Origin of the sequence: Achromobacter pulmonis, from assembly GCF_002885955.2 — a bacterium.
GTDB classification, from domain to species: domain Bacteria; phylum Pseudomonadota; class Gammaproteobacteria; order Burkholderiales; family Burkholderiaceae_B; genus Achromobacter; species Achromobacter pulmonis_A.
Genome location: NZ_POQS01000005.1, coordinates 435,896 through 451,162 on the forward strand (window position 1 = coordinate 435,896; position 15,267 = coordinate 451,162).

The 15,267-nt window shown below is 67.0% G+C and carries 15 protein-coding genes; 7 read left to right on the forward strand and 8 right to left on the reverse strand.

Annotated elements, in window-relative coordinates:
• Positions 1 to 74: 74 nt before the first annotated feature.
• On the forward strand, positions 75 to 815 hold the full coding sequence (locus C1I89_RS20910) for an ArsR/SmtB family transcription factor (RefSeq protein ID WP_102774478.1): 741 nt from the start codon (positions 75 to 77) through the stop codon (positions 813 to 815).
• Here C1I89_RS20910 and C1I89_RS20915 read toward each other — a convergent pair.
• Positions 812 to 2,107: an SGNH/GDSL hydrolase family protein gene (locus C1I89_RS20915; protein WP_181391013.1), complete on the reverse strand. Its 1,296-nt coding sequence runs from the start codon at positions 2,105 to 2,107 to the stop codon at positions 812 to 814. The genes C1I89_RS20910 and C1I89_RS20915 overlap by 4 nt on opposite strands.
• 121 nt (positions 2,108 to 2,228) lie before the next feature.
• Here C1I89_RS20915 and C1I89_RS20920 point away from each other — a divergent pair, with 121 nt between their 5' ends.
• The gene (locus tag C1I89_RS20920; protein WP_102774480.1) at positions 2,229 to 3,134 is read left to right on the forward strand and encodes a LysR family transcriptional regulator; all 906 of its coding nucleotides are present in this window, start codon (positions 2,229 to 2,231) and stop codon (positions 3,132 to 3,134) included.
• Positions 3,135 to 3,240: 106 nt separating this feature from the next.
• Here the strand turns inward: C1I89_RS20920 and C1I89_RS20925 are convergent, their stop codons facing one another.
• The 7 genes from C1I89_RS20925 to C1I89_RS20955 form a co-directional block, all read right to left on the reverse strand.
• Positions 3,241 to 3,429 carry a hypothetical protein gene (locus tag C1I89_RS20925; RefSeq protein ID WP_168202251.1) on the reverse strand — a complete coding sequence of 63 codons (189 nt, stop codon included), beginning with the start codon at positions 3,427 to 3,429 and terminating at the stop codon, positions 3,241 to 3,243.
• Between the two features lie 199 nt (positions 3,430 to 3,628).
• A complete protein-coding gene (locus C1I89_RS20930) occupies positions 3,629 to 5,200 on the reverse strand; it encodes a THUMP domain-containing protein (RefSeq protein ID WP_102774481.1) in 1,572 nt (523 codons plus the stop codon).
• Positions 5,201 to 5,232: 32 nt separating this feature from the next.
• Entirely contained in the window at positions 5,233 to 5,655 is a 423-nt protein-coding gene (locus tag C1I89_RS20935) for a CopD family protein (RefSeq protein WP_102774563.1), read from the reverse strand.
• A gap of 100 nt (positions 5,656 to 5,755) precedes the next feature.
• Positions 5,756 to 7,207 carry a bifunctional 2-methylcitrate dehydratase/aconitate hydratase gene (locus C1I89_RS20940; RefSeq protein ID WP_102774482.1) on the reverse strand — a complete coding sequence of 484 codons (1,452 nt, stop codon included), beginning with the start codon at positions 7,205 to 7,207 and terminating at the stop codon, positions 5,756 to 5,758.
• Positions 7,208 to 7,289: 82 nt separating this feature from the next.
• The gene (prpC, locus tag C1I89_RS20945) at positions 7,290 to 8,483 is read right to left on the reverse strand and encodes a bifunctional 2-methylcitrate synthase/citrate synthase (protein ID WP_102774483.1); all 1,194 of its coding nucleotides are present in this window, start codon (positions 8,481 to 8,483) and stop codon (positions 7,290 to 7,292) included.
• Between the two features lie 84 nt (positions 8,484 to 8,567).
• On the reverse strand, positions 8,568 to 9,458 hold the full coding sequence (gene prpB, locus C1I89_RS20950) for a methylisocitrate lyase (protein WP_102774484.1): 891 nt from the start codon (positions 9,456 to 9,458) through the stop codon (positions 8,568 to 8,570).
• Positions 9,459 to 9,651: 193 nt separating this feature from the next.
• Positions 9,652 to 10,641, reverse strand: coding sequence for a malate dehydrogenase (locus C1I89_RS20955; RefSeq protein ID WP_049072248.1), 990 nt, complete (start codon positions 10,639 to 10,641; stop codon positions 9,652 to 9,654).
• Positions 10,642 to 11,009: 368 nt separating this feature from the next.
• On the opposite strand from C1I89_RS20955, the gene C1I89_RS20960 reads away from it, so the two are divergent.
• From C1I89_RS20960 to C1I89_RS20980, 5 genes are all read left to right on the forward strand, one after another.
• Positions 11,010 to 11,789 (forward strand): GntR family transcriptional regulator, encoded by a 780-nt coding sequence (locus C1I89_RS20960; RefSeq protein WP_102774485.1) that lies wholly within the window; start codon positions 11,010 to 11,012, stop codon positions 11,787 to 11,789.
• Positions 11,790 to 11,933: 144 nt separating this feature from the next.
• Complete coding sequence (gene sdhC / locus C1I89_RS20965) at positions 11,934 to 12,347, forward strand: succinate dehydrogenase, cytochrome b556 subunit (RefSeq protein ID WP_102774486.1); 414 nt, start codon at positions 11,934 to 11,936, stop codon at positions 12,345 to 12,347.
• A complete protein-coding gene (gene sdhD, locus C1I89_RS20970; protein WP_102774487.1) occupies positions 12,347 to 12,730 on the forward strand; it encodes a succinate dehydrogenase, hydrophobic membrane anchor protein in 384 nt (127 codons plus the stop codon). The genes sdhC and sdhD overlap by 1 nt, the downstream gene beginning before the upstream one ends.
• 3 nt (positions 12,731 to 12,733) lie before the next feature.
• A complete protein-coding gene (gene sdhA, locus C1I89_RS20975; protein ID WP_102774488.1) occupies positions 12,734 to 14,512 on the forward strand; it encodes a succinate dehydrogenase flavoprotein subunit in 1,779 nt (592 codons plus the stop codon).
• Between the two features lie 18 nt (positions 14,513 to 14,530).
• Positions 14,531 to 15,247 carry a succinate dehydrogenase iron-sulfur subunit gene (locus C1I89_RS20980; RefSeq protein WP_102774489.1) on the forward strand — a complete coding sequence of 239 codons (717 nt, stop codon included), beginning with the start codon at positions 14,531 to 14,533 and terminating at the stop codon, positions 15,245 to 15,247.
• The last annotated feature ends 20 nt before the right edge of the window (positions 15,248 to 15,267 follow it).

Below are 15,267 nucleotides of genomic sequence, written 5' to 3' on the forward strand. Positions count from 1 at the left end.
GATGCGCGTCGAAGCATGCGGGCCGTTGAATGCGGACAATGGGCATCGTCAAACGGCAATACCCGGAGAGGCCCATGTCCCATTTATCCAGTCTCTGGAGCACGGCGTTCCTGATCGCCGACGCGACCCGCGCCGCCATGCTGGCCGCCCTGATGGACGGCAGGGCGTTGCCCGCCGGCGAGCTGGCGCGGGCCGCCGGCATCACGGCGCAGACCGCCAGTTCGCACCTGGCCAAGCTGCTCGAAGGCGGCCTGGTTTCGGTCGAGACGCAGGGGCGGCACCGCTATTACCGGCTGGCCGGCGGACACGTCGCGCAGGCGATCGAATCGCTGGCCGCCATCCGGCCGCGCCCGCCCGCGCCGCCGCGGGCGCTGGGCCCCGAGCAGCGCCGGCTGTGCTGGTGCCGCAGCTGCTACGACCATCTGGCCGGGCGCGTCGGGGTCGCCATCACTCGCGCGCTGCTGGAACAGGGCTGCATAGAGGAAGCGCCGGACAAGCGGTACGTCGTGATGCCGGCCGGCGCCTCGTGGTTCGAACGCATCGGCCTGGACACCGCCGCCATCGCGCCGACCCGCCGCGGCCTGGCGCGGCAGTGCCTGGACTGGACCGAGCGCGCGCATCACATGGCCGGCCCGCTGGGCACCCGCCTCATGGCGGCCTTGTGCGAGCGCGACTGGCTGCGCCGCAGTCCCGCCTCGCGCGTCGTGACGGTCACGCCCAAGGGCTGGATCGAGCTGGAACGTAGCCTGGGCCTGACCGAAGCGTCGGTCGGGCAGGTTCCGCAAGCCCGGCCGCCGCACCGCTACGCCGCCTAGTCCGACACGGCGTGGGCGGCGGCCGCCGGCAGCAAGGCATCCAGGTCGACGGCCTGCGCCATCGCGCGGTTGCCCTCGTCGCCCGGGTGCAGATGGTCCTCGGAATCGAAGGCCGCGCGGATTCGCGCCGGGTGCGCGGGGTCGTGCAAGACGGCGTCGAAGTCCACGACCGCGTCGAACGCGCCGCCATGCCGTATCCAGTCGTTCAATTGCCGGCGCAGGGCGTCTTTTTCCGGCTGGTAATAGTCGTCCAGCGGCGTGCCCGGCAGCGCGCCTTCGAAGGGCGGCAGCGTCGCGCCCGTCACCCGCAGGCCGCGGCTGCGCGCCTGTTCGATCAACTGAAGGTAGCCTGCCTGTAATTGCGCCAGCGTGGGGCGCGGGGCCTGCCGCGCGAACGCGGTGCCGGGCCAGGAAATATCGTTGATGCCGATCGCCACCACGAGGCCGCGCACGCCGGGCTGCGCCAGGACGTCGCGCTCCAGGCGCGCCAGCGCGTTGACACCCATGCCGTCGGACAGCAGGCGCGCGCCGGAGATGCCGGCGTTGACCACGGCCACGCCGCGTGGAGCCAGGCGCTCGGCCAGGAAATCCGGCCAGCGCCGATCCCGGTCCAGGCTGGCCGCCGCGCCGTCGGTGATGGAGTCGCCCAGCACCGCCACGGCCTGCGCCGGCCGCGCGGTTTCGACCTGGATTCCCGTCAGCAGCGGGCGCGCCGTGGTGCTGTCGCCCGGCGCCGCGCGCAACACGGGGGCGCGGGTCTGGTCGCCGGCCACGATCCAGCTGGTCTGGCGGCCGTCCCAGTGAAAGGTCTGCATGGGCGTGGCCGCCGGCAGGAAGACGCTGACCGCCACTTGCGACAGCGCAGCCACCGGCAGCGCCACAGGGTCGCTGACCAGCGACGCGCCGGGCAGGATGGTGGCGTTTTCCTGGCCGCCGAACGTCACGCCGCGCAGGCTGTCCTGGACCACCGCGCCGTCGCCGCCGTCGCGCCGCGGCAGCGCCACCGTGGCCTTGCCCAGCACGATGGCCTGTTTGCCATAAGCGTTGGAAAGCACGATGCGCAGGCGGGCGCCGCCCAGGCTCAGGCGTGCTACCTGACGCACGGTCTGGTCGCGCAGCTCGGGCGCGATATTGGCGGGGAACAGGAAGTCGGCGCCCCAGACCGGCTGCGGGCTGGCCTGCCAGCTCGCCACCCAGCCGGCGGGCGCGGCGGCCATGGCCGGCGAGACTGCGCCGGCCGCGAAGGCCAGGCCCAGCATGGCCGTGGCGGACGCATTGTTAAGAGATCTCATGGCGGGTCACTTATAAGTGAATTCATGGCGTGATCGTGAAAAAATTATGAATTCAAAGCACAGTCTGGAATAGACTGACCAAAGGCACATCATTTATGAACTGAATTCATCAGGAGCGGCCGTGGCCCGCATCGAAGTCAATCGCTCGGGAGAATTGGAGGTATTCGCGCGCGTCGTCGAACTGGGCGGCTTCTCGGCCGCGGCGCGCGCCTGCTGCATGACGCCGTCGGCCGTCAGCAAACTGGTGGCGCGCCTGGAGCAGCGCCTGGGCACGCGGCTGGTCAACCGCTCCACGCGGCGGCTGCAGCTCACGCCCGAGGGCTGCGCGTTCTACGAACGCGGCGTGCGCATTCTGGCCGACCTGGACGAAGCCGAACGCTGCGCCAGCGCGCATGCCGCGCCCAGCGGGCGGTTACGGGTGAACGCCAACGTGCCTTTCGGCCATCACTTCCTGCTGCCGCTGGCGCCGGCATTCCTGGCGCGGCATCCGGAGGTGACGCTGGACATCGTGCTGACCGACGAGGTCGTCGACCTGCTGGAGCAGCGCGCCGAGGTCGCCGTGCGCGCCGGCCCGCTGAAAAGCTCGAACCTGGTCGCCCGCAAGCTGGGGGCCACGCGCATGATGATCGTGGGCGCGCCGGACTACCTGGCGCGCCACGGCGCGCCGTCCACGCCCGAGGAGCTGCTGGCGCACAACCGGCTGGGGGCGAACTACGTGCGTGCGCAGCCAGGCTGGCCGCTGCGCTGGCGCGGCGAGGACATCGTGGTGCCGGTGACCGGCAACGCCCAGGCCAGCGACGGCGCGGCCCTGCACCGGCTGGCCCTGGCCGGGCTGGGACTGGCGCGGGTCGCCGCGTTCCAGGTGCGCGAGGACATCGCCGCCGGCCGCCTGGCGCCGGTACTGGAAGACTGCAATCCGGGCGACGAGGAAGAAATACACGCGGTCTATGTCGGCCAGGGCGGGTACCTGCCGCTGCGCGTGCGGGCGCTGCTGGATTTCCTGGTGGAACACGTGCGCATCGGGTAGCGGGGCCGCGGCGGCGAAAAAAAACCCGCCGGTAAGGGCGGGTCTTAAAAGGGGCTGTGCAGCCCCCAAGGGGAAAATCGTCGGGGCCTTGCGGCCCGGGCCATGCTCAGGCGGCGGAGTGCGCGTCCTTGGCGCTCGTCTTGCCGGCCAGGGCACGGACGCCGTGGGCCAGCTTACGCAGGCCGGCGGCCAGCGCCCGCATCGGGTGCGGACGGAATTGTTCTTCAATAGCCTGGAGCATCAGTTGGCGCTCGAGTTCGTCGGTCAGGCGGATGGTGTTGTTCGGGTTGATCACGTTAGCCTCCACGGGCTTGCACAGTTGTTTCGCTACTAGGGATAACCCGAATTATAGGGGTTAACCCTGAACTTGTGCAAGAGGCTGGTGCATATCGGCAACACCACCGTCCGATGATGCACCAAAACGGCACGGCGCAGCACCATAAGCAAAGATAGATGCACTATGTTGCTGCGCGTTGACAGGCAGGCGAGGGGATTCAGGCGTCGCGATAGCCGGCCGCGACCAGTTCGAAGCCGAACAGTCGGCAGTCCAGCGAGCCGTTGTGCAGGGGCACCCGACGCTTGGGCTTGAGGCGCATCTGGTTGGGCAGGGTCAGGTCGCTGGTGATGGCGTGCAGCTGCCAGCCGGCGAAGTTGCGCTTCAGGCAGGCCGCCCAGTCGCGCCACAGGTCCGGGTCCTGTTCCGTCCCCATGCGTTCGCCGTAGGGCGGGTTAGTGACGATCCAGCCGTGGTCGGCGGGTGCCGTGATGTGGCGGGCGTCGCCGACTTCGAAGCGGATCGAATCCGCCGTCAGCCAGGCGCGCTCGGCGTTGTTGCGGGCGAACTCGATGGCTTGCGGGTCCAGGTCGTAGCCGACCAGCGGCGCTTCCAGTTGCGGCAGGATGCGCGAGCGGGCGTCTTCCTTGAGGTCACGCCAGCGGTAGGGATCGTGGCCGCGCAGGCGCTCGAAGCCGAAGGGGCGCGAGATGCCCGGCGGCACGCCCAGGGCGATCCAGGCGCCCTCGATGAGAATGGTGCCGGAGCCGCAGAACGGGTCGAGCAGCGGCGCGGCCGGGTCCCAGCCCGCCAGCGCCAGCATGCCGGCGGCCAGGTTCTCGCGCAGCGGCGCCTCGCCCTTGTCCAGGCGCCAGCCGCGCTTGAACAGGGATTCGCCGGACGTGTCCAGGTACAGCGTGGCGGTGTGGCCGGTCAGGAACAGGTGCACGCGCGCGTCTGGGCGCACCGTGTCGATGCTCGGACGTTCGCCTTCGCGTTCGCGCAGGCGGTCGCAGATGCCGTCCTTGGCGCGCAGGTTGCAGTATTGCAGGCTTTGCACCGGGCTCTTGATGGCCGAGGTGTCCACGCGCAGCGTCTGCTCCGCGCCGAACCAGCGTTCCCAGGGCGTATCGCGCGCCAGGTCCAGGATGTCGTCCTCGTGCGAGATCTCGGCGTGCGCGACCTGCACCAGGATGCGGGTCGCCAGGCGCGAATACAGGTTGGCGCGCTGCACGCCCGACCAGTCTGCGCTGAACGAGCAGCCGGCCCGGCCGATGCGGGCGTCGTCGAAGCCCAGCGCCTGCATTTCCGCCGTCAGCGCTTCTTCCAGCCCCTGAGGGCAGGGCGCGAAGACCGGGAACACCTCGGCCTGGCGCGGTTCGCGCGGGCGGCGGGGGCGGACTTCGACGGCGGGTTCGTGGCGCTGCGGCGCGTCGTCGGGCTCGGATTGCTCCAGGTAGCCGGGCGGCGGGGCGTCGTCCTCGAACGGGTCGTAAAAGCGCCCGGCCGGCGTGGCCGGGGCGATGTACTGGTCGTCGCGTTCGCGCGGGGCGCGGCGCGGACCGCCGGCGCGCTTGCGTGCCGGGCCGCCGGCCTCGTCCTGCCTGGACCGCGGCGCGGGCGCCGGATTCTTCTGCCGCTCGGCGGCTTCGCGGGCGCGTTCGTTCTGCGCCACCAGCCGGGCGCGGGCGCCGCTGCGGGTGCGCTTGCGGCTGTCTTCGGCGTGCGCGTCGCGCGCGGTTTTCTTGATGGTCAGCGTCTTGCGCGGACGGTCCTGGTCATCTGAGGACATACGAATCCTGGCGAATGCAGAGGTAGGGGGAATCAGAAGGGTTTGACGACGACCAGCGCCACCACCACCAAGAGCAGCAAGACGGGAACTTCGTTGAACCAGCGATAGAACTTGTGCGTACGGGTGTTTTCGCCCCGTTCGAATTTGCGCAGCATCGAGCCACAGGCGTGATGGTAGCCGATCACGAGCAGGACGAAAAAGAGCTTGGCGTGCATCCAGCCGTTGCCGGGCCCCATGCCGATGCCGTAGCCGATGTACAGCCACAGGCCGAGCAGCACGGCGACCACGGCGAGGATGCTGGTGAAGCGGTACAGGCGGCGCGCCATGCCCAGCAGCGTGGCCTGGACGGTGGGGTCCGATTGTTGCGCCAGGTTCACGTAGATGCGCGGCAGGTAGAACAAGCCGGCGAACCAGGAGGCGATGAAGACTATGTGAAAGGTCTTGACCCAAAGCATGGCCATGGCGCGATCCGTCCGAGGAAAGCCGCATTGTAAGCTGCGAGGCCACGGCAGGCCCGCGTTCGCGCGGGCCCGCGGCCAGCCTTCGGATCAAGGTTCAGATCACATACAGATCCACGTACTCGTGCACCGGCATGGCCTCCAGCGCGCCCTGGTCCAGCGAGGCCTGCAGGATGCGCGCCTGCTGGCGCGGCGGGAACATGCGCGCCAGGTTGGTGCGGAATTTTTCCTCCAGCAGCGGGATGCCCTCGGCGCGGCGGCGCTTGTGGCCGATGGGATATTCGCAGACCACTTCGTCCAGGCGGGCGCCGTCATTGAATTCCACCGTCAGCGCGTTGGCGATGGAGCGCTTGTCGGGATCGTGGTAGTCGCGGGTGTAGGCCGGGTCCTCGACGCAGACGATGCGGTCGCGCAGCGCGTCGATGCGCGGATCGCGGGCCACCGAGTCCTCGTAGTCGGCCGCGGTCAGGCGCCCGAACAGGATGGGCACGGCCACCATGTACTGGATGCAGTGGTCGCGGTCGGCCGGATTGGCGAGCGGGCCTTTCTTGTCGATGATGCGGATGCACGCCTCGTGCGTGCGGATCGTGATCTTCGCGATGTCCTCGGGACGCTTGCCCGCCGCGGCGAGCCGGCGGTGGATGTCCATGGCGCATTCGACGGCGGTCTGCGCATGGAATTCGGCCGGGAACGAGATCTTGAACAGCACGTTTTCCATGACGTAGCTGCCGTAGGGGCGCTGGAAGCGCAGCGGCTGGCCCTTGAACAGCACGTCGTAGAAGCCCCAGGTGGGAGCCGTCAGCACCGAGGGATAGCCCATTTCGCCGGTGCGGGCGATCAGGGCCAGGCGCACCGCGCGGCTGGTGGCGTCGCCGGCGGCCCAGCTCTTGCGGCTGCCGGTGTTGGGCGCGTGCCGGTAGGTGCGCAGGCTTTGTCCGTCGACCCAGGCCAGCGAGACGGCGTTGATCACTTCCTCGCGGCTCAGGCCCAGCATCTGCGCCACCATGGCGGTGGAAGCGACCTTCACCAGCACCACGTGGTCCAGGCCGACCTTGTTGAAGGAATTCTCCAGCGCGATGCAGCCCTGGATTTCATGCGCCTTGATCATGCCGGTCAGCACGTCGCGCATGGACAGCGGCGGCTTGCCGGCGGCCACGGCGGTGCGCGAGAGCCAGTCGGCGGTGGCCAGGATGCCGCCCAGGTTGTCGGACGGGTGGCCCCATTCGGCGGCCAGCCAGGTGTCGTTGAAGTCCAGCCAGCGGATCATCGCGCCGATGTTGAACGCGGCCTGGACCGGGTCGAGCTGGAACTGGGTGCCGGGGACCTTGGCGCCGTGGGGAACGGCGGTGCCGGGCACGATCGGGCCCAGCAGCTTTCTGCACGCCGGATATTCCAGCGCTTCCAGGCCGCAGCCCAGGGTGTCGATGAGGCAGTTGCGGGCGGTCTCGTAGGCCAGGCCGCTGTTGATTTCGTAGTTCAGTACGTAGTCGGCGATGTCGACCAGGACCTGGTCGGGATCGGGACGCACGTTGGATATCGGGGCAGACATGTCGGAACCTCTCCTGAGTGAGTACAGGAGGCCCGGGGCCCGCGCGGCGCTGCCGGTTTCATGCGCGGGCCCATGGGTCGCCTTACTTGCGCTTTTCGATCGGCACGAACTTCTGATCTTCCGGACCCACGTAGTTGGCGGTGGGGCGGATGATCTTGTTGTCGATGCGCTGTTCGATGATGTGGGCCGACCAGCCCGCGGTGCGCGCGATGACGAACAGCGGGGTGAACATGGCGGTGGGCACGCCCATCATGTGGTAGCTGACGGCCGAGAACCAGTCCAGGTTGGGGAACATCTTCTTGATGTCCCACATCACGGTTTCCAGGCGCTCGGCGATGTCGAACATCTTGGTGCTGCCGGCCTTCTTGGACAGCTTCTTGGCCACGTCCTTGATGACCTTGTTGCGCGGGTCGGACACGGTGTAGACCGGGTGGCCGAAGCCGATCACGACTTCCTTGGCCTCGACGCGGCGGCGGATGTCGGCCTCGGCCTCGTCCGGGGTCTCGTAGCGCTTCTGCACTTCGAAGGCGACTTCGTTGGCGCCGCCGTGCTTGGGACCGCGCAGCGCGCCGATGGCGCCGGTGATGGCCGAGTACATGTCCGAGCCGGTGCCGGCGATGACGCGCGAGGTGAACGTGGACGCGTTGAACTCATGCTCGGCGTACAGGTTCAGCGAGATGTGCATGGCCTTGACCCAGTCCTCGCTGGGCTTCTCGCCGTGCAGCAGGTGCAGGAAGTGGCCGCCGATGCTGTCGTCGTCGGTCTGCACGTCGATGATGCGGCCGTTGTGGCTGTAGTGGTACCAGTACAGCAGCGCCGAGCCCAGGTTGGCCATCAGGCGGTCGGCGATGTCGCGCGCGCCGGGGATGTTGTGGTCGTCCTTCTCGGGCAGCACGCAGCCCAGCACCGACACGGCGGTGCGCATCACGTCCATGGGGTGGCTGGCGGCGGGCAGGGCTTCCAGCGCGGCTTGCAGCTGGGCGGGCAGGCCGCGCAGGCTGCGCAGCTTTTCCTTGTAGGCCTTCAGTTCGGCCTTGTTGGGCAGCTTGCCGTGCACGAGCAGGTGGGCGACTTCCTCGAACTCGCTGGCGTCGGCCAGGTCCAGGATGTCATAGCCACGGTAGTGCAGGTCGTTGCCGCTTCGGCCGACCGTACACAGCGCGGTGTTGCCGGCGACCACGCCGGACAGCGCCACCGACTTCTTGGGTTTGAAGCCGGCCTTTTCTTCCGGCTTGGCGTCGGTCTTCGCTTCCTGCTTCTTGGGAGCCATGCTCATGTCTCTACTCCTTTCCTTTCGCGGGGGTCGATGCAATGGGTGGGTTTGCATGGCGCCGGGCCGTGGCCGCGGCGCCGGTTATCGTCAGGCCTTGCCCTTCTGGAACAGCGCGTCCAGTTTCGATTCGAATTCGTGGTAGCCGATGCGGTCGTACAGTTCCTCGCGCGTCTGCATCAGGTCGACCACGTTCTTCTGGTGGCCGTCGCGGCGGATGGCGGTGTAGACGGCTTCGGCGGCCTTGTTCATGGCGCGGAAGGCCGACAGCGGGTAGAGCACCATGCCCACGCCCACGCTCTTGAGCTCTTCAACCGAGAACAGCGGGGTCTTGCCGAATTCGGTGATGTTGGCCAGCACCGGCACCTTGACGGCCTTGACGAAGCGGTCGTAGGTGGGCAGGTCGTAGGCGGCCTCGGCGAAGATGGCGTCGGCGCCGGCTTCCACGCAGGCCAGCGCGCGCTCGATCGCGGCGTCCACGCCGTGCGAGGCGATCGCGTCGGTGCGGGCGATGAGGTAGAAGTCGCTGTCGGTGCGGGCGTCGGCCGCGGCCTTGACGCGGTCGGCCATTTCCTCGGTCGAGACGATTTCCTTGCCCGGACGGTGGCCGCAGCGCTTGGCGCCGACCTGGTCCTCGATGTGGCAGGCGGCGGCGCCGAACTTGATCAGGCTCTTGACGGTGCGGGCGATGTTGAACGCCGACGGGCCGAAGCCGGTGTCGATGTCCACCAGCAGCGGCACGTCGCAGACGTCGGTGATGCGGCGCACGTCGGTCAGCACGTCGTCCATCGTGTTGATGCCCAGGTCGGGCAGGCCCAGCGAGCCGGCCGCCACGCCGCCGCCCGACAGGTAGATGGCACGGTAGCCGGCGCGCTTGGCCAGCAGCGCGTGGTTGGCGTTGATGGCGCCGATGATCTGCAGCGGGCTTTCTTCGGCGAGCGCGCGGCGGAAGAGGGCGCCGGCGGATTCGGGTTTGGACATGGGTGGTCTCCGTATGTATGTGAGGCCCGGGTGTTCTTGGAAGCCCCGGATGGCACGATAGGGAAGCGGGCTGCGGGCCCGGAACATAAAGCTGTCCCCTTCGCGCGGGCAAAGGGACAGGTTTATGCCGCGCGTGCGCGGGCAGCTAGGAATTGGGCCCGAAAACGGGCCCAATCCTTTCATCCTGCGCTGCTTACTTCAGCAGGTCCTTGACGCCGTCGCGCTCTTCGAGGAGCTCTTTCAGCGTGAAGTCCAGGCGCTCGCGCGAGAAGGCGTCGATTTCCAGGCCTTCGACGCGCTTGTATTCGCCGTTTTCGGTCGTGACCGGCACGCCGTAGATGATGCCTTCGGGGATGCCGTAGGAGCCGTCCGACGGGATGCCCATCGTGACCCACTTGCCGTTGCTGCCCAGGACCCAGTCACGGACGTGGTCGATGGCGGCGTTGGCGGCCGAGGCGGCCGAGGACAGGCCGCGGGCTTCGATGATGGCGGCGCCGCGCTTGCCCACGGTGGGGATGAACGTGTCGCGGTTCCAGGCGTCGTCGTTGATCAGCTTGGCCAGCGATTCGCCGCCGACGGTGGCGAAGCGGTAGTCGGGGTACATGGTGGGCGAGTGGTTGCCCCACACGACCAGTTTCTCGATGTCGGCCACGGCCTTGCCGGACTTGGCGGCCAGTTGCGACAGGGCGCGGTTGTGGTCCAGGCGCAGCATGGCGGTGAAGTTCTTGGCGGGCAGGTCCGGCGCCGACTTCATGGCGATGTAGGCGTTGGTGTTGGCGGGGTTGCCCACGACCAGCACCTTGACATTGCGGCTGGCCACGTCGTTCAGGGCCTTGCCCTGCGCCGTGAAGATCTGGGCGTTGACCGACAGCAGGTCCTTGCGCTCCATGCCGGGGCCGCGCGGGCGGGCGCCGACCAGCAGGGCCACGTCGGCGTCCTTGAAGGCGGTGCGCGGGTCGCTGTGGGCGGTGACTTCCTGCAGCAGCGGGAAGGCGCAGTCATCCAGTTCCATGATGACGCCCTTCAGGGCCTTTTGCGCCTTCTCGTCGGGGATTTCCAGCAGTTGCAGGATGACGGGTTGATCTTTACCCAGCATTTCGCCCGAGGCGATGCGGAATAGCAGTGCGTAACCGATTTGGCCGGCGGCGCCGGTGACGGCGACACGCAAGGCAGGCTTGGACATGGACGTTCTCCGTAATGGTTTGGCGAGAAAAAAATCTCACCAATCAGTGTAATCGCTGGGCCGTTGAAACCGGCGCGCGCGCAGCGCGCGACCTGGCGCCCGGATAGCGCTGAATCCTAGATTGATTTTACGTATGCGTCAATTGCTCTTCTATCTTATATAAGACATAAGACGTTGGACAGCGCCAGCCGCGATATGCCACAATAGAGCGTTTATTCGAATGCGCCGCAGCCTCGACGGGCCACGCGCCTGTATCGAGCCGGCACGCTGCACCGACAGCGCGCGGCGGCAGCGCATTGCGGATGGGTTCGCGTCCCTTGCGCCGCCTTCCCATTCTCCGGATAAACATGACACAACCAAAAAGATCCATGGCAGAGTCCCGGCCCGAAACCTCCCTACGCAATCGCGCCGCCCGTCCGGCGGGCGAGGGGGCCGCTTTCAGTCCGCTGTACCGCCAGATCAAGGACCTGCTGGTCCAGAGCCTCGAACGCGGCGAATGGAAGCCGGGCGAGCTCATCCCCAGCGAGATCGACCTCGCCGCCCGTTTCCAGGTGAGCCAGGGCACGGTGCGCAAGGCGGTCGACGAACTGGCCGCCGAGCACATGCTGCTGCGCCGCCAGGGCAAGGGCACCTTCGTCGCCACCCACCACGAAGCGCGCGTGCGCTACCGCTTCCTGCGCCTGGCCCCCGACGACGAGACCGAGGCCGGCCGCGCCGAAAGCCGCATCCTCGAATGCCGCCGCCTGCGGGCGCCGGCCGAGATCGCGCGCGCCCTGGACCTGCGCGCCGGCGAAACCGTCGTGATGATCCGCCGCCTGTTGTCCCTGGGGCATGCGCCCACCGTGGTCGACGACATCTGGCTGCCGGGTTCCATTTTCCGCGGACTGACCCTGGAACTGCTGACCGCCAACAAGGCGCCGCTCTATGGTCTGTTCGAATCCGAATTCGGCGTGAGCATGGTGCGCGCGGACGAGAAGCTGCGCGCGGTCGTCGCGCCGGCCGAGGTCTGTGCGCTGCTTAATGTCCCCGCCGGGACGCCGTTGTTGCAGGTGGATCGGGTGTCCTACACCTACGGTGACCGCCCCATGGAAATACGTCGGGGCTTGTACTTGACCGATCGATACCATTACCGCAATAGTTTGAATTGATGAGCTTTTTGACTACGATTTGATACCAACCCTGTCTCTGGGCGAAAATACCGTGATTTCCCGCCAGGGTCCCCGCAAGGGGCTCGAAATGGGCACGGCGTTCTTGCCGTAACGATTCCCTAGTTCCGAAACACCGAGGCCGTCATGTCCGACACCGCTGCCAAGCCACGTCCGCAGTTTCGCAATATTGGCATTGCGCAACTCGCCAGCTATCGCCTGCCCCTGGCCGGCAAACTGTCCATCCTGCACCGCGTCAGCGGCGCGCTGCTGTTCCTCTGTCTTCCCTTGGTCATCCTGCCGCTGTTCGCGGCCAGCGTGGCCGCGCCGCAGACGTTCGCCGCCGTGGCCGTGTACGCCGGCAACCCGATAGTCAAGCTCGTGTTCCTGGTCCTCGTCTGGGGTTATCTGCACCACTTCTGCGCCGGTATCCGCTACCTGCTGCTGGACCTGCATCTCGGCATCGACAAGCTGTCGGCCAAGAAGAGCGCCGGCGTGGTTTTCGGGGTGAGCCTCGCGCTGACCCTCGTGTTCGCCCTCAAACTGTTCGGAGTGCTGTAATGGCCGACGTCAAAAACTACGGACCCAAGCGTCTGGTCGTGGGCGCCCATTACGGCGTCATGGATTTCATCATTCAGCGCGTCACCGCGGTCATCATGGCCGTGTACACGCTGGTGCTGCTCATCGGCATCCTGATGATGCCGGCCTTCACGTACGAACACTGGACCGCGCTGTTCAATTTCTACGTGGGCGTTCTTCCGGTCGGCCAGATCCTGGCCACCCTGGCATTCGTTGCGCTGGCCTGGCACGCCTGGATTGGCGTGCGCGACATCTGGATGGACTACGTCAAGTCGGCGGGCCTGCGCCTGCTGCTGCAAGTGCTGACGATCCTCTGGCTGGTCGGTTCGGTCGTTTACTTTGCGCAAATCCTCTGGAGCATTTAAGCCGTGGTCTCTGTCCTGAAATCCCTGCCGCGCCGCCAGTTTGATGTGGTGGTCGTCGGTGCCGGTGGAGCCGGCATGCGTTGTTCGCTGCAACTGTCCCAAGCGGGCCTGTCCGTTGCGGTGCTGTCCAAAGTGTTCCCCACGCGTTCGCACACGGTTGCCGCCCAGGGCGGCGTGAGCGCCTCGCTGGGCAACATGAGCGAAGACAACTGGTACTGGCACATGTACGACACCGTCAAGGGGTCGGACTGGCTGGGCGACCAGGATGCCATCGAATTCATGTGCCGCGAAGCCCCGAACGCCGTGTACGAGCTCGAGCACTTCGGCATGCCCTTCGACCGCAACCCCGACGGCACGATCTACCAGCGCCCGTTCGGCGGCCACACCGCCAACTTCGGCGAGAAGCCGGTCCAGCGCGCCTGTGCCGCGGCCGACCGCACCGGCCACGCGCTGCTGCACACCCTCTACCAGCGCAACGTCGCCGCGCGCACCCAGTTCTTCGTCGAATGGATGGCGCTGGACCTGCTGCGCAACGAGGCCGGCGACGTCGTGGGCGTGACCGCCCTCGAAATGGAAACGGGCGAAATCTACATCCTGGAAGCCAAGACCACGGTGCTGGCCACCGGCGGCGCCGGCCGCATCTGGGCCGCTTCCACCAACGCCTTCATCAATACCGGTGACGGCCTGGGCATGGCCGCCCGCGCGGGCATCCCGCTGCAGGACATGGAATTCTGGCAATTCCACCCGACCGGCGTGGCCGGCGCCGGCGTGCTGATCACCGAAGGCGTGCGCGGCGAAGGCGGCATCCTGCTGAACAAGGATGGCGAGCGCTTCATGGAGCGCTATGCGCCCACGCTGAAGGACCTGGCCCCGCGCGACTTCGTCTCGCGCTCGATGGACCAGGAAATCAAGGAAGGCCGCGGCTGCGGTCCGGACGGCAGCTACGTGGTCCTGAAGCTCGACCACCTGGGCGCCGACGTGATCAACAAGCGCCTGCCCTCGATCCGCGAAATCGCCATCAAGTTCGGCAACGTCGACCCGATCAAGGAACCGATCCCCGTCGTCCCGACCATCCACTACCAGATGGGCGGCATCCCGGCCAACTACCACGGCCAGGTGCTGACGCGCGAAAACGGCGAGAACAAGATCGTCAACGGCCTGTACGCCATCGGCGAATGCGCCGCGGTGTCGGTGCACGGCGCCAACCGCCTGGGCACCAACTCGCTGCTCGACCTGATCGTGTTCGGCCGCGCCACCGGCAACCACATCGTGAATTCGCACCCCGAGCGCCAGCACTCGCACCAGCCGGTGCCGCAGCAGGCCGTCGAGTTCTCGCTGGACCGCGTCAACCGCCTCGAATCGCGCACCTCGGGCGAGAAGCCCCAGGACATCGGCAACGCCATCCGCTTCTCGATGCAGCGCCACTGCGGCGTGTTCCGCACGCTGGATCTGCTCAACGAAGGCGTCGAGCAGATCGAAGACCTGGCCAAGCAGGCCCAGGACATCTACTTCAAGGACAAGTCCAAGGTGTTCAACACCGCGCGCGTCGAAGCGCTGGAGATCGCCAACATGACCGAAGTGGCCCGCGCCACGATCAAGTCGGCGGCCAACCGCACCGAAAGCCGCGGCGCCCACGCGCTGGATGACCACCCCAACCGCGACGACGAGAACTGGCTCAAGCACACGCTGTGGTACTCCGAAGGCAGCCGCCTGGAGTACAAGCCCGTGCAGATGAAGCCGCTGACGGTCGAGTCCTTCCCGCCCAAGGCACGTACCTTCTAAGTCCGGATAGAGCCTATTATGAGCACCAAGAGAATCGTCAAGTTCGAAATCTACCGCTACGATCCGGACAAGGACGAGCGCCCTTACATGCAGAAGCTGGAAGTCGAACTCCAGCCCACCGACAAGATGCTGCTCGATGCGCTGGTGCGCATCAAGAACGACGTGGATGACAGCCTGGCCCTGCGCCGCTCGTGCCGTGAAGGCGTGTGCGGTTCGGACGCCATGAACATCAACGGCAAGAACGGCCTGGCCTGCATCACCAACCTGCGCGAACTGAAGGAACCCATCGTCCTGCGTCCGCTGCCGGGCCTGCCCGTGATCCGCGACCTGATCGTGGACATGACGCACTTCTTCAACCAGTACCACTCGATCCGCCCGTACCTCATCAACGACACGCCGCCGCCCGAAAAAGAGCGCCTGCAGTCGCCCGAGGCCCGCGAAGAGCTCGACGGCCTGTACGAGTGCATCCTGTGCGCGTGCTGTTCCACTTCCTGCCCGTCGTTCTGGTGGAATCCGGACAAGTTCGTCGGCCCGGCCGGCCTGCTGCAAGCCTACCGCTTCATCGCCGACAGCCGCGACGAAGCCACCGGCTCGCGCCTGGACAACCTGGACGATCCGTACCGCCTGTTCCGCTGCCACACCATCATGAACTGTGTCGACGTCTGCCCCAAGGGCCTGAACCCGACCAAGGCGATCGGCAAGATCAAGGAACTGCTGGTCCGTCGCACGGTCTAGTGTTTACGGTCTGTATGTAA

Coding starts and splice junctions, on each gene's coding strand:
- C1I89_RS20910 (WP_102774478.1), top strand. CDS start 75: ATGTCCCATTTATCCAGTCTCTGGAGCACGGCGTTCCTGATCGCCGAC.
- C1I89_RS20915 (WP_181391013.1), bottom strand. CDS start 2,107: ATGAGATCTCTTAACAATGCGTCCGCCACGGCCATGCTGGGCCTGGCC.
- C1I89_RS20930 (WP_102774481.1), bottom strand. CDS start 5,200: ATGTCCTCAGATGACCAGGACCGTCCGCGCAAGACGCTGACCATCAAG.
- C1I89_RS20935 (WP_102774563.1), bottom strand. CDS start 5,655: ATGCTTTGGGTCAAGACCTTTCACATAGTCTTCATCGCCTCCTGGTTC.
- C1I89_RS20940 (WP_102774482.1), bottom strand. CDS start 7,207: ATGTCTGCCCCGATATCCAACGTGCGTCCCGATCCCGACCAGGTCCTG.
- prpC (WP_102774483.1), bottom strand. CDS start 8,483: ATGAGCATGGCTCCCAAGAAGCAGGAAGCGAAGACCGACGCCAAGCCG.
- prpB (WP_102774484.1), bottom strand. CDS start 9,458: ATGTCCAAACCCGAATCCGCCGGCGCCCTCTTCCGCCGCGCGCTCGCC.
- C1I89_RS20955 (WP_049072248.1), bottom strand. CDS start 10,641: ATGTCCAAGCCTGCCTTGCGTGTCGCCGTCACCGGCGCCGCCGGCCAA.
- C1I89_RS20960 (WP_102774485.1), top strand. CDS start 11,010: ATGGCAGAGTCCCGGCCCGAAACCTCCCTACGCAATCGCGCCGCCCGT.
- sdhC (WP_102774486.1), top strand. CDS start 11,934: ATGTCCGACACCGCTGCCAAGCCACGTCCGCAGTTTCGCAATATTGGC.
- sdhD (WP_102774487.1), top strand. CDS start 12,347: ATGGCCGACGTCAAAAACTACGGACCCAAGCGTCTGGTCGTGGGCGCC.
- C1I89_RS20980 (WP_102774489.1), top strand. CDS start 14,531: ATGAGCACCAAGAGAATCGTCAAGTTCGAAATCTACCGCTACGATCCG.